The organism is Pontibacillus halophilus JSM 076056 = DSM 19796, assembly GCF_000425205.1.
Lineage (GTDB): Bacteria > Bacillota > Bacilli > Bacillales > BH030062 > Pontibacillus_A > Pontibacillus_A halophilus.
This window is the reverse complement of record NZ_AULI01000008.1, coordinates 71,259-83,269: the sequence shown is the minus strand read 5'-3', so window position 1 is coordinate 83,269 and position 12,011 is coordinate 71,259. Positions and strand designations below refer to the sequence as shown.

16 protein-coding genes and 1 riboswitch are annotated in these 12,011 nt (G+C 42.9%); of the genes, 10 read left to right on the top strand and 6 right to left on the bottom strand.

The window, feature by feature from the left end:
• Nucleotides 1-197: 197 nt before the first annotated feature.
• From H513_RS0108955 to H513_RS21570, 4 genes are all read left to right on the top strand, one after another.
• Complete coding sequence (locus H513_RS0108955; RefSeq protein ID WP_026800444.1) at nt 198-965, top strand: SDR family NAD(P)-dependent oxidoreductase; 768 nt, start codon at nt 198-200, stop codon at nt 963-965.
• A gap of 340 nt (nt 966-1,305) precedes the next feature.
• Nucleotides 1,306-1,518 (top strand): hypothetical protein, encoded by a 213-nt coding sequence (locus tag H513_RS0108950; RefSeq protein ID WP_026800443.1) that lies wholly within the window; start codon nt 1,306-1,308, stop codon nt 1,516-1,518.
• Nucleotides 1,519-1,647: 129 nt separating this feature from the next.
• A complete protein-coding gene (locus tag H513_RS21575; RefSeq protein ID WP_156111442.1) occupies nt 1,648-1,884 on the top strand; it encodes a hypothetical protein in 237 nt (78 codons plus the stop codon).
• A gap of 101 nt (nt 1,885-1,985) precedes the next feature.
• Nucleotides 1,986-2,144, top strand: coding sequence for a hypothetical protein (locus H513_RS21570; RefSeq protein WP_154655216.1), 159 nt, complete (start codon nt 1,986-1,988; stop codon nt 2,142-2,144).
• A 406-nt stretch (nt 2,145-2,550) separates the two neighbouring features.
• Here H513_RS21570 and H513_RS0108935 read toward each other — a convergent pair whose 3' ends face one another.
• Entirely contained in the window at nt 2,551-3,264 is a 714-nt protein-coding gene (locus H513_RS0108935; RefSeq protein WP_026800441.1) for an MBL fold metallo-hydrolase, read from the bottom strand.
• Nucleotides 3,265-3,527: 263 nt separating this feature from the next.
• Here H513_RS0108935 and H513_RS0108930 point away from each other — a divergent pair, with 263 nt between their 5' ends.
• The 4 genes from H513_RS0108930 (at nt 3,528) to H513_RS0108915 (ending at nt 5,740) form a co-directional block, all read left to right on the top strand.
• Entirely contained in the window at nt 3,528-3,986 is a 459-nt protein-coding gene (locus H513_RS0108930; RefSeq protein WP_036769667.1) for a GNAT family N-acetyltransferase, read from the top strand.
• A gap of 45 nt (nt 3,987-4,031) precedes the next feature.
• Nucleotides 4,032-4,463 (top strand): VOC family protein, encoded by a 432-nt coding sequence (locus H513_RS0108925; RefSeq protein WP_026800439.1) that lies wholly within the window; start codon nt 4,032-4,034, stop codon nt 4,461-4,463.
• Between the two features lie 143 nt (nt 4,464-4,606).
• On the top strand, nt 4,607-4,789 hold the full coding sequence (locus H513_RS0108920) for a DUF4177 domain-containing protein (protein WP_026800438.1): 183 nt from the start codon (nt 4,607-4,609) through the stop codon (nt 4,787-4,789).
• Nucleotides 4,790-4,954: 165 nt separating this feature from the next.
• Entirely contained in the window at nt 4,955-5,740 is a 786-nt protein-coding gene (locus tag H513_RS0108915) for an SDR family NAD(P)-dependent oxidoreductase (protein ID WP_026800437.1), read from the top strand.
• Between the two features lie 116 nt (nt 5,741-5,856).
• Here H513_RS0108915 and H513_RS0108910 read toward each other — a convergent pair whose 3' ends face one another.
• Nucleotides 5,857-6,042 (bottom strand): hypothetical protein, encoded by a 186-nt coding sequence (locus tag H513_RS0108910; RefSeq protein WP_026800436.1) that lies wholly within the window; start codon nt 6,040-6,042, stop codon nt 5,857-5,859.
• Between the two features lie 124 nt (nt 6,043-6,166).
• The gene (locus tag H513_RS0108905; RefSeq protein WP_026800435.1) at nt 6,167-7,609 is read right to left on the bottom strand and encodes a carbon starvation CstA family protein; all 1,443 of its coding nucleotides are present in this window, start codon (nt 7,607-7,609) and stop codon (nt 6,167-6,169) included.
• Between the two features lie 201 nt (nt 7,610-7,810).
• Here H513_RS0108905 and H513_RS0108900 point away from each other — a divergent pair, with 201 nt between their 5' ends.
• The gene (locus H513_RS0108900) at nt 7,811-8,863 is read left to right on the top strand and encodes a class I SAM-dependent methyltransferase (RefSeq protein WP_233422719.1); all 1,053 of its coding nucleotides are present in this window, start codon (nt 7,811-7,813) and stop codon (nt 8,861-8,863) included.
• Nucleotides 8,864-8,910: 47 nt separating this feature from the next.
• Here the strand turns inward: H513_RS0108900 and spxA are convergent, their stop codons facing one another.
• The 3 genes from spxA to H513_RS0108885 all read right to left on the bottom strand — a co-directional run bounded on the left by spxA (nt 8,911) and on the right by H513_RS0108885 (nt 10,861).
• Nucleotides 8,911-9,306, bottom strand: coding sequence for a transcriptional regulator SpxA (gene spxA / locus H513_RS0108895; protein WP_026800433.1), 396 nt, complete (start codon nt 9,304-9,306; stop codon nt 8,911-8,913).
• Nucleotides 9,307-9,543: 237 nt separating this feature from the next.
• Nucleotides 9,544-10,188 (bottom strand): LysE family translocator, encoded by a 645-nt coding sequence (locus H513_RS0108890; protein ID WP_026800432.1) that lies wholly within the window; start codon nt 10,186-10,188, stop codon nt 9,544-9,546.
• Nucleotides 10,189-10,342: 154 nt separating this feature from the next.
• Nucleotides 10,343-10,861: a ribonuclease H-like YkuK family protein gene (locus tag H513_RS0108885; protein ID WP_026800431.1), complete on the bottom strand. Its 519-nt coding sequence runs from the start codon at nt 10,859-10,861 to the stop codon at nt 10,343-10,345.
• A gap of 176 nt (nt 10,862-11,037) precedes the next feature.
• Nucleotides 11,038-11,137: riboswitch (TPP riboswitch) on the top strand.
• 99 nt (nt 11,138-11,236) lie between these two features.
• On the opposite strand from H513_RS0108885, the gene H513_RS0108880 reads away from it, so the two are divergent.
• On the top strand, nt 11,237-12,004 hold the full coding sequence (locus tag H513_RS0108880; protein ID WP_026800430.1) for a thiazole synthase: 768 nt from the start codon (nt 11,237-11,239) through the stop codon (nt 12,002-12,004).
• Nucleotides 12,005-12,011: the final 7 nt, after the last annotated feature.

The window sequence follows — 12,011 nt, the reverse complement described above, 5'->3', positions numbered from 1 at the left end:
GGGAAGTTGCTACTAGGCAGCTTCCTATTTTTATATCGAAATTTTAATAAATAAAAACTTATATTCATTAAACATTAACAGCTAATAAGCAAAAATATTGATAAGTAAAACGAGGGTAAGATATACTGCCCATATTCATTAGAATTAAATGAACTTGAACAATAATCTTAAACATTCGGCATAAGGAGTGTGTAATCATGGAACTATTCAATAACACTGGTAGAGTTGCGATGGTAACAGGAGGCGGCAGCGGTATTGGTAAGACAGCGGCTGAAGCTTTATCTGAAAGTGGAGCGACTGTTGCAATTATCGGTCGTACATTAGAGAAAGTAGAAGCGGCCGCAGCTGAGATTCAAGAGAAGACAGGCAATTCAGTGAAGGGTTACCAAGGTGACGTAACGAATACGGAGGATATCAAGCGTTTTGTCCAAGCAATCTATGAAGACCTAGGTCAAATCGATATTCTCGTAAACAATGCAGGTACATTGGCTCCTGGCTTAATCGATAGTCTCGATGAAGCAGGTTGGGATCATGTTATGAATACCAATGCGAAATCCATTTTCTTCACGACTCAAGCCGTCGTTCCTTATATGAAAGAACAGAATTACGGTCGCATCATTAATACAGCTTCTGTAGCAGGGGAAGTGAGTCTTTCCTTTAGCTCTGTGTACGGTACAAGTAAAGCGGCAGCAATTCACCAAACGAAGCAGCTTTCATTAGAGCTTGCTCCATATAACATTACGGTTAATGCGATTAGCCCTTGGTTCTTCAAGACCGAAATGAACGAAAGTGACCTTGAAGATGAGGACTTCCGTACGGCTGTTGAGAACCGCTCACCAATGAAACGTTTAGGACAGCTAGAAGAGTTGAAATCTTCCTACCTATTCTTTGCGTCTGCTGGTTCAAGCTACGTAAGCGGTCAGAACATATTTGTTGATGGTGGTATGACAGTATACGGACTATAAGCGAAACGATAAAGCCGTCTCTCCATGTGGAGAGGCGGCTTTTTTTATGCTTTTGGTTCAACGTTCTCATGAGCATTTCTTTCCATATTATGTTATTTTGGTGTTGGGAGTCATAAGATTGAGACTATTGGAACCCTTGGCTTCTTGTTAACGTTAATTGGGATTTATCGAACTAGACAGGTGTATACGTCTTAACTCTTACTTGCGCGATTAGGCTTGTTGAGATGTCTTATACGAAGCATCATCAATAGAGCTTGGCGAATGGTTTGAAAGTCATTTGAACAGTTAAGTAAGTTGGTGGTTGTCGTTAATACGATATCGATAGTGGAAGGGGATGTGAATGTTGCTGAAGAGGAAGACTGGAGCAGGGAAATGGATGTTTTTCTTAGGTATATGGGTATTTGCTATTGGATTTGCTCTAAGTGATTATATAGGAATTAACGGGGCATCGAATGTGTCAGACGCAACCTCGCTGTCATTAATTCTTATAGGGCTAATCCTCATTATCTTATCAAACTTCACGAACCGACAACGTTCTTCTCATAAGAAGTAATTGATGTAGGGTGCTTGCTCTTACTGAGTTGGGAGTAAATGCGATAGAAAGTTACGACTCAATTGAACATGAAAGGATGGGCGTATGCTTAAAAACACATGGATCAGTTGACTCTCTTTGCTCTTAAACATGACAGGCGTTCTCATCTTTATGTTAATAATGGGTGGAGGAGAGTGGGATGCAATTTCCTCTCCCGAGATGATTATCACGGTTGCGGTTCTGGCCGCAGTTGCCGTATTAGTTGGTATGTTCGTTCATAGAGGGGTAGGTAGATGGATTGCAATGGTTTCATTCCTATTTTCATTAGCAGGGGTGGCTTTCTTTTTTCTAGTGATTGCTATATCTGGAATGGGGCAGCCGACATAGAAGGAGCGCGACACTTCTTAGTACGGGAGGATTGATTGGAATCTTGTCTTTATTAACCTATTACTAATATGGTTTATCTGACGTACAAGGAGATGGGGGTCATGAGTTTCTGGACGTGGTTAGCCATTTCTATTGCTTCAATAAATGGGATTGCTATAGCTAATGCTGAGAAGAAGAAGGCTGAAAGGAAGCACGCAGTTACCCTTGTATGGATAATCATTGCCGTTATTTTATTGTTTGTTTGGTGGTTTAGTCGCTGATTAGAAGGGTGTTAAGGAATTATTGGTCTAACTATAAAGGATTCGTGTCATGTCGACACTGTGAGGGAGCAGGGTCTAGGGTGATGTCGTTATAGGCGGTATCACAGACCACTAAGTGGTGATTTTACTTCAGTGTCAAAGCAGTTCCATTTACAAGTTTACAGTAGTGACATTTTGAAGGGGGGCGTGTAGCCTCCCTTTAATGTTTGCGGTAATCTCTAAATTTGCACATCATTAAAGTCAATTTCCCTACAAGGGCATCTATCTATCGGCTGACTTAGGGCATTGCAGTGTGACCCTGTCAGAAGAAGGTTATGAGGTTACGATGAATAGAGGCGTCTTAACTCAAGAAGAGATAGAAAGCATTCTTCTGTCAAGGATCTACCAATAGTTGATCAGCATGTCTTTACTTCTTCTCTAAATTCCGTTGTGCTTCCTTAATCGCTTCAGCAATCTTCTTGGCAGGGGCTCTTACTAGATCACCATGACCTACAGCAAGTAGATTAGGATTATAATGGGAAAGCTTTTTCGCACTTTCTAGTGCTTGGTGTTTGTTCCATGTTGCGAAAGCGGGGAATGGAAAGGCGAGTCGGAGTTGTCCGGTAACAGCAAATCCTCCTCGGTTCTGAAATGCGTCTCCGGCAATTAGCGTCCCTGTTCTAGTGTCTAAGAAAGCCATGGAACCAGGCGTATGTCCAGGGGTCTCAATAGCCAGTAACGACCCTATCTGATTTCCGTCTACAAGGGTTTCGTTAGGTTGTGTTTTCAAGGCTTTTGGGACACCGCTTTTCTTCGGTGGACTTGGCTCATTCTTATCAGTTGAGAAATCCCTCTCTAGTAACCGTGCATCCCGTCTGGATATGTAGACAGTGGCTTCCGGGAATTGGTCTTTGATTAAATCAAGTGAACCGACGTGATCGTTGTGTGCATGGGTTATCACAATACGGGTGATTGGCTTTCCAATATCTTTCACCGTATTCATAATACCATCTATACTGCTTGGTAAGGCAGCATCAATCAACGTAAGACCGTCTCCTTCGTCAATTAAGTAACAGTTGATTGGGAAAAGCTTCGGCATGAAGGTAAGTTGGTACAGATCCTTTTCTTTCATTACACGCATAATCAAACCCCCTATAAAGAATAGAATATTCCTTTTCAGATGCATCATGCTAGTTCTATTTTAGCGAATGATGTTCTATAGTGCGATTGAATTGGAAGAGTGAGTATGCCAATTGTGTCGTTGAGTAACCCGTATAGGGAATGAGACTTCAATCGAAATCAGTGCATGAGAGTATAGGAACATGGCGAATTGCGATAGAATGAAGTATCGATGCGAATTAGAGTGTATTTCATTAGAACACAAAAGAGTTTGGAGTGACTGACATGAGTGAAACAAAATGGGAGATAAGAGAAGCGACTATGGAGGATGCTAGCAGCCTGACTACCTGTATGGTAATGGCTTATTCCACCTACAATGAGCGATTAGATGGTGCTTTCCTTCCTCCGATGCATGTAGATTATAAAGAAGAGATTGCCTCTTTCCCAGTCTTTGTAATTGAAGATAAAGAGGAAATTATAGGTGCTTCGATTGTCATGTACGAAGATGATTACTTACAAATTGCCAACATCGCTGTCCGTCCTGATTACCAAGGTGAAGGGTTAGGTCGAGTACTTATGGAGTTTGCGGAATCAATAGCAAGGGATAAAGGGTATTCCGAAATGAGATTAGCGACCCATGCCTTATTGACGGAGAATCGCTCCTATTACCTTCATCTCGGCTGGGAGGAATCAGGCCGTGATGAGACACGTATCTATATGAAGAAAGCTATTACGGAGAAATGATTCGTTCTACATACGAATCTATTTCCAAAAAGGGGTTGTTGAATGATGTCCATAAGTTTGAATCCTTATCTATTCTTCGATGGGACTACAAGAGAAGCAGTTGATTTCTATAAGAAAGCGCTTGTGGGAGAATTGGTGAGTATCATGACATATGGCGACGTACCAGGTGACCCTGATGATCCGCTCTCAATCGAGATGAAGAATCGTATTATGCATGCGCATCTAAAGGTTGGGGATGCGGATCTCATGTTCTCTGACACGTATGATGGTATGCCTTACCAGCCTGGTAATTCGATACAACTTGCTATTCATCCGAAAGAAGAGGATGTAGCGAGAACCATCTTCACTGAGTTAGAAGATGGAGGACAAGTGATGATTCCTCTACATAAGACCGATTTCAGCCCTTTGTATGGTATGGTACAAGATAAGTTTGGAGTTACATTTAATATTAGTGTCCCAGGTAACGTGCCGCAGTAGGGAAGAGACGCATTGCTATACTATATGGAGGAAGCCTCTTATTCGAGTTCGAATAGGAGGCTTATTTAGCTTGTTAGATTCCAAATAATTTAAACCTCTGACATTTTCTTACGTATACGCTATCAAAGAATGGGGGTAGCGGTATGTATGAGCATAAGTTTGTGAGAATTGAGTTAGCTTCTTTCAATAAACCGAAGCAGGATTACCATGATGTAATTGCTGAACACGAGAAGGATGGCTGGGAGTTAGTTCAGATATTTGCTCCAGGGACTAAGAGTTATGGAATGAGTGCTTTCTTTGAAGTCATTATGAAACGGTCATTATGAAACGGAAGAAAGACTAAGGAACTCCTTAGTCTTTTTCTATTGTTAGGACTGAATACTCTTTCTTGTTTGATGGCGGAAGTCGGAGGGTAAGACTCTAACTAGTAACGGATACACATTGTTTAAATCTAGAATGAAATCAAGACTTTCTATAAAAGGAGAATGTATATGACAACCAATCGTCCGCTTGCTATGATTACAGGAGCCTCTTCTGGACTCGGTCTAGAAATTGCTAAGCATTTCGCGAAAGACAATTACGACATTGCCATTTCAGGTTCAAGTGACCGAATCTTTGAAGCGGCAGAGGTCATCCGAGACTTTGGAGTAGAAGCGTACCCTCACAAGGCCGATGCTGCTACTTATGATGGAGTAGAGGATTTCTGGACATTCGTTCACAATCTTGGACGTCCAGTCGACTCTGCCGTACTTAACGTTGGAATTGGCCTTGGTGGAGCATTTAGAGAGACGGATTTACAAGAGGAATTGAGACTCATCTCCATTAACATATCAGGTACAGTTCATATGGCGAAACGTGTCGTGAACCATATGTTGCCAAATGGGAATGGGAAGATCCTCATCGTTTCTTCCATTGCAGCTACACTTCCAACCCCATATGAGACCGTGTACGGGCCATCGAAAGCATTCGCTTTCTCCTTTGCGGAATCGCTTCGTGAAGAATTACGTGGCACAGGTGTGACAGTTACAGCAACTTTACCAGGTGCGACAGATACGAATTTCCATGACAATGCAGGCATGGGAGACACAGAGATTGGTTCTTCCGAGAAGAATGATAAAGAGCTTGTGGCGAAGCAATCGTATGATGCCATGATGAATGGCGATGACCAAGTGATAGGCGGTACTCAAGAGACGAAGCAAGAAGCTATGGAGAATAAGATCATGCCAGAAGCTGTCACAGCGGCTAATCACGCGAAGAAAGCACGTCCTGAAAGTTAATGTTAATGCTCTAGAAAATAGATCAAAAGCACTTCAATTCGCCGTTCGGCGACTTGAAGTGCTTTTTTTAATGATGTATGGAAATAGGGGGATCTGTATATAAGGAGATGTACAGATTATGCTTTTAGCTTCTTTATGATAATCCCGTTTGTAATAACTCCAACAACCCCACTCACCAAGAAGATTGTCTGGACGGTAGTCGTCTGTGAAGGGATGTCTTTCGTAAGTAGGATAAATGAAGAGGCTACAATTAATACTAGACTTCCAATTAGACCAATGAGAGACCTCATAGTTCTGTTCAAATCAACAACCTCCTAAAATAAGTAAATGTTGATGCGTACATCTTACCATATAAATGATGGAAGGGGAGGGGAAACGCACGAAAAAACGTTCAGAGTACTTACTACTCTGAACGTTTCTAACGAATTAAGAAGCTCTTCGTCTTGGTCTGGCAACCTTAAGCTGCTTCGCTTTCTTCAACTGAGTTATGAACCATGCGGCTACTACTACCCAAATGATTCCACCAAGTGCGAGTGAAGTCGTGTAAGGAAGAGAGAATCCTTCTGGTGCGTAGAAGATATAGGTGCTGACAACAGCAGTCATGAAGAACGCTGGTGCACTGCAAATCCAATGGAACTTTCCATTCTTCACTAAGTACATCGCAGCTGTCCAAAGCATAACCGTTGCCACAACTTGGTTGGACCAACCTACATAACGCCAAAGCATGGTGTAGTTCATTTGTGTAAGTAGAAAGGCTGGTACGGCGACAGGCACTGCCAATAGAATCGTTGCTTTCTTGCTTGTGAAGGAGCGGTTGCTCCATTGCTTCAATAAGTCGGCTACCATCATTCTCGATGACCGTAGTGCGGTGTCACCAGTTGTGATCGGAAGGATAATGACCCCTAAGATTGCAAGCACGCCACCTAAACCACCAAGGAGAGTTGTAGAGATTTCATTCACAATTCCAGCTGGTCCTACGGTTCCAATTGCTTCATTTAATGGGCCTGTCCCACCGAAGAATGCCATTCCAGCCGCAGCCCAAATCAGTGCAATAACCCCCTCTGCAATCATAGCTCCGTAGAATACTTTACGCCCTTCGCTTTCTTTCTTGAGCGTGCGAGCGAGAATGGGGCTTTGTGTGCTATGAAAGCCAGAAATCGCTCCGCAAGAGACGGTCACCATTAGGAGTGGCCAGATTGGTGCATCTCCTGGATGAAGGTTCTGTAATGTCAGATTTGGAACGCTGTTGTCCAAGAAGAACAATCCAATTCCGATGGATACAGCCATAAAGATTAGAATCGCGCCAAAGAGCGGATAAATCTTGCCAATAATCTTGTTCACTGGAAGGATGGTCGCAATAAAGAAATAAGTAAAGATTAGGACGAGTGAGACGATAAAGCTAAGAGGTGTCACCTCTGCCATTAATTGAGCCGGACCAGCCGTGAAGGCGGCAGCAACTAACACCATGAGTCCAATTGATAGAAGGTTGATAATGGACTTCGCGTATTTACCTAAGTATTGTCCGACAAGTGTCGGATATTGAGCGCCGTTATGGCGTAAGGATAACATGCCAGAGAAATAATCGTGGACGGCTCCTGCAAAGATTGAGCCGAACACAATCCATAGAAATGCGACAGGTCCATAAACGGCACCAAGGATCGCTCCAAAGATTGGACCGAGACCTGCAATATTTAATAGCTGGATCAAGCTTGCTCGCCACCAGCTCATCGGTTGATAATCAAATCCATCTTGCTTACTGTAAGCGGGAGTCGTGTTTTCGTCATTTATGACGAAAATTCGTTCCACCACCTTACTATAGACAAGATAGCCAACTACTAATAAACAGATGGATGCAACGAATGTAATCATTGCAATAGCCCCCCTTCAAAATGGAATGCCCTCATTTTAGTACGGTGGTGTGACAAAAGCAACACATTTTTCAGAAAAATTAAACACTTCTGATTATTTAAGCGGTTACAAAGAAAAACCGCAAGTTTCTCATTCTATTGCTCGTTCGTCGATGTTCATATAAAATGAAGGAAAATTCTGAACAATGTTGGGGGTGGCAAGGTGGAAACGGCTCAGAAGTCCAGTATGAACCGACCATTTACTGAGGAATACATTGATTGGACAGAAGTGTTGCCGAGCTTTCGTGTGGATTTAAGGAATTACACAGATAAGGAACGTAATAAATTCGTGAAGATGGACCGAATTAAAGATTGGTCTTCGGTTACGTGGAAAGATGTAGGGCGGCCCTATGAAGTAAAGACCTACGCCAAAGAACGGGTGCAGTATGAGGCGGAGCATGAGAAAGAGATGGATCCACATACGGCGTGGACGTATTTCAATCGTTCGTTCCATGAATGGTTCGTGAAACATGTTCCAGATGAACTAAATGATAAGAAGAAAGCCTTCGCGAAGAGCATTTCCTCCTTTAATTATAACGAAATTAAGGCAGCACTCACCGATGTTGTTCAGATTCAGCTATGGAATTATGTCCACAGAATCGAAGACGGAATTTGGGATCCGAGAGGGAAACGCGCCTTATTTGAAGGGTTGGATGTAGGTCACAATCCTAAGATTCTGTTCTTAGGAGCTGCAGAAGGGTATGAGGCGTTGCAACTTGGAGCGATGTATCCTGGTGGACAGATTACGATGGTCGACTACGATGAGTATTGTAAGACGACCCGCTTTGGAACATTCCCTTCTACGTATCCTTTTCTTGGAGAGAATCCAAATACAGGGCAGAAAAAAGTGTACTACAAAGATGATCTACACGTGGAGTACATCGTAGACGATATACGGAATTTATCATTTGGAAGAGAATTTGACATTGTCCTATCTGTTGGCATGCTTGAGCATTTCCCGGACGCATATAAACCAGAAGTGGTGGATTGGCATCGGCGTTTCACTAAGCCTGGCGGGTACGCCATCCTTACGACACCGCGCAACCAGTTTAAATCAAGACTTTATTATCGTGTGATGGCTGATGTGATGAACCATACGTACCGTGAGTTGATGACGCTTGAGCAAATGGGGTTATTCCTCTATGAGAATGGAATGGACATCGTAAGAAGCGGCTACATTAAAGTGCACAATGCAATTGTTGCGAAAGTTAGATAATAAGAATAAAAAAAGAACTGGCCCAATAGCCAGTTCTTTCTGCTGTATTAGTTTGCAGAGCGTAGAATGTTCTGTAGTTCGAAGTTGCGTACTTTACGCGGTAGAAAGCTACGAATTTCTTCTTCGTTAAACCCAACTTGTAGATGCTTTTCGTCAATCATGATTGGACGCTTAAGCAAGCTAGGATTTTCAGCAATCAGTTTATACAGCTCTCCCATTGGCATATCGTCAAGGTCTACATCAAGGTTCTGATACGTTTTAGAACGAGTGGATACAAGCTCTTTCGTACCTTCTTCCGTAAGACGCATAAGACTCTTCACTTCGTCTACCGTTAGGGGCTCTTGAAATATGTTACGTACTTCAAACTCGAGATTATGCTCTTCAAGCCATGCCTTTGCTTTACGGCATGAAGTACAGCTTGGAGATAAATATAGAGTAATCATCACACTACCTCCTTGTCATCCTTAGCAACAATTATCTTGATTGTAAGATATCCATCTAAAGGAATCTGTAATCTATCTTACACCTAGAATCACCAGTTGTAAATGTGTATTTCTCCCATAATGTGAAAGAGTGCACATCCCAACAAATGGAAGGTATATGGCGGGTCGACGGAATTTGTATAGAGTGGTTCTGCTCTCTATAGACGTACTTTCCCCCTACATGTGCCACGTTAAACGTCAGAATAACATTCCCATTTCATTACAAGCTTGCACTCCGAATTTAAGTCCATAATACAACAAGACACAACTTGCTACAACACGGATTGAACGCATGACGAAACGATTCATAATTCTTCTGCCAAAGTGTATGGATAAGGCGACGTGAAGGTTCCACAATCCAATTCCGACAAATACTAGGCTACTTAGAAGGAATGAGCGTCCGGGTTCATTTGATAAGAGGACATCGCTTAATACAGAACCATATATACTAAGCCAGAATAACAGATTCATGGGATTGGTGGCCGCAATTGTTAGGCCGGTTGCATAAGAGGTAAGTAGGGCTTTACGGTGATGGGAATCTCGAGTTACATCAAGAGGCTCTTGTTGGGCATTTAGGAGGTTGACGCATCCAGAGTGAAGAAGCACGAAACAACCGAGTATGAGCAACACAACATTCACCCATCCAATAAGCAGCACATTTGAAAGTCCTACAAACATGAGTGCCATAAGAAGAATATCAGACGTCATCCCTCCACACCCTACTAAAAAGGCAGGCCAAAACCCATATCTCATTCCTCGGTTAATCATTTCTACGTTAATAGGACCGACTGGGGCTGCAATGGATAAGCCGAGCACAATGTAACCAACTATGGTACCAATCAAGTCCCATCTCCCTCTCATGAATGGCTTGTCTCTTTCCATTACATGTAAGAGTGAGAGGGATTAGAACGTTTTTTTCATTATAGTAAGATTTATTGTATTGATCGTAGGGGTGGTAAGTAGGTGAAGCAAACCGTACCTGCGGGGTGGCCGTCTATTATTTCGTGTACCGGTTTGCGTAGCTTGAAGCGGCATAGGAGTCTGGCTTGATACGAACGGTGACGCCCATGTCATCAATCCTTCTCGTCATATCGGCAATTAAATTCTTCGTTAAGCCTTTCCTACCAATATCAAGGTGAATTTCAAAGGAAAGATTCGCCCCATCTTCTTCATGAGGAAGCAACATTTCGGATAGTTCTTCTAATACACCGGAAGAAAATTGATAAGCAATCTCTTGGCTTAGCCAAGTTTCCGTTGAGATCTTCTCTTTAAGGCTGTCGACTCTTCTTGGGATGGTGTAGTTACGTAGGCATCCCCAAGCTCCTTTACCAACTCGGTGGACATGGATGGCGGTGATAAAGCGGGTATAGTCGCGGTGGACGTGGGAATCGGTTCCGATTGAGAGCTTGTATTCAGTGGCAGGGTTCTCTTGTATAAACATACGAATTTGTTGCGCTACATCCTCAAACGTCATGTGTGACTGACTCTGATTATAGAAGATTGTCGGTTCAAACATCGAATCACCTCGGTATAGGATGAAGTACTATAACCATTGTATGGCATGACAAGCTTTCGTGTGTAGCCTTTTCTGCTTTTCAATTGAACATAGTGTTCCCAAAACTTGTGAAATTATACTAAATTTGGGTTTTAACATGATTTGGAATTTGTTATAGTGAATGTACAAGCTCATATGAGATTAGCTAGGGGAGCCGGTTACGGCTGAGAGGACACTGTCTGACCCTTTGAACCTGATCTGGGTAACACCAGCGGAGGGAAGCATTCGACCGTCATCGATATCATAAGGTACTCCCTTTATATCATAAGGAAGAAGCTCACCCTCCATCAGGGTGGGCTTTTTCTCGTTGGGTTAGTTTAAAGGGGGAGATGCAGCATGAACGATTCATTTACGATTGGAAATCAGGAATTAACGAGTCGCCTGTTTGTTGGAACAGGGAAGTTCTCAAATCATACAACGATGAAGGAAGCGATTCTTTCTTCCAATTCAGACGTCGTAACCGTAGCTCTTCGTCGTGTTGACTTAAGCGGGGAGTTTCAGTACATGGTCAACGATATCCCTGAACACGTTACGTATATGCCAAATACATCAGGGGCAAGAACGGCAGATGAAGCGGTGAGAATCGCAAGACTTGGACGCGCCGCAGGACTTGGAGATTGGGTGAAGATTGAAGTCATCTCAGATCAGAAATATTTATTGCCAGATAATGAAGAAACAATTCGGGCAACTGAAAGACTCGTTGAAGAGGGGTTTATTGTATTCCCTTATATGAGCCCGGATTTGATGACGGCCAAAAGGCTAGAGAAGGCTGGAGCAGCAGCGGTGATGCCTCTTGGAGCTCCAATTGGTACCAACAGGGGATTAGAAATGAAGAGCATGATTCAGGTCATTATTAATGAGAGCAACGTACCAATTGTTGTAGATGCAGGGATTGGTCAACCATCCCACGCAGCCGAAGCAATGGAGATGGGGGCAGATGCGGTCTTGGTTAATACGGCGATTGCAACTGCACAAAATCCTGTCGAGATGGCGAAAGCCTTTGACTTAGCTGTTAGAGCTGGTCGCATCGCTTACTTAAATAGCCATCTAGCCCCATCAGAAGAGGCATCTGCTTCTTCACCGCTTACTGGATTTCTATCATAGGAGGGTC

Bases quoted from the DNA above. Each gene is read 5' to 3' on its own strand.
- H513_RS0108950 (WP_026800443.1), top strand. From the start codon at position 1,306: ATGTTGCTGAAGAGGAAGACTGGAGCAGGGAAATGGATGTTTTTCTTA.
- H513_RS0108930 (WP_036769667.1), top strand. From the start codon at position 3,528: ATGAGTGAAACAAAATGGGAGATAAGAGAAGCGACTATGGAGGATGCT.
- H513_RS0108880 (WP_026800430.1), top strand. From the start codon at position 11,237: ATGAACGATTCATTTACGATTGGAAATCAGGAATTAACGAGTCGCCTG.
- H513_RS0108905 (WP_026800435.1), bottom strand. From the start codon at position 7,609: ATGATTACATTCGTTGCATCCATCTGTTTATTAGTAGTTGGCTATCTT.
- H513_RS0108955 (WP_026800444.1), top strand. From the start codon at position 198: ATGGAACTATTCAATAACACTGGTAGAGTTGCGATGGTAACAGGAGGC.
- H513_RS0108935 (WP_026800441.1), bottom strand. From the start codon at position 3,264: ATGCGTGTAATGAAAGAAAAGGATCTGTACCAACTTACCTTCATGCCG.
- H513_RS0108925 (WP_026800439.1), top strand. From the start codon at position 4,032: ATGTCCATAAGTTTGAATCCTTATCTATTCTTCGATGGGACTACAAGA.
- spxA (WP_026800433.1), bottom strand. From the start codon at position 9,306: ATGATTACTCTATATTTATCTCCAAGCTGTACTTCATGCCGTAAAGCA.
- H513_RS0108920 (WP_026800438.1), top strand. From the start codon at position 4,607: ATGTATGAGCATAAGTTTGTGAGAATTGAGTTAGCTTCTTTCAATAAA.
- H513_RS21575 (WP_156111442.1), top strand. From the start codon at position 1,648: ATGACAGGCGTTCTCATCTTTATGTTAATAATGGGTGGAGGAGAGTGG.
- H513_RS21570 (WP_154655216.1), top strand. From the start codon at position 1,986: ATGAGTTTCTGGACGTGGTTAGCCATTTCTATTGCTTCAATAAATGGG.
- H513_RS0108885 (WP_026800431.1), bottom strand. From the start codon at position 10,861: ATGTTTGAACCGACAATCTTCTATAATCAGAGTCAGTCACACATGACG.
- H513_RS0108915 (WP_026800437.1), top strand. From the start codon at position 4,955: ATGACAACCAATCGTCCGCTTGCTATGATTACAGGAGCCTCTTCTGGA.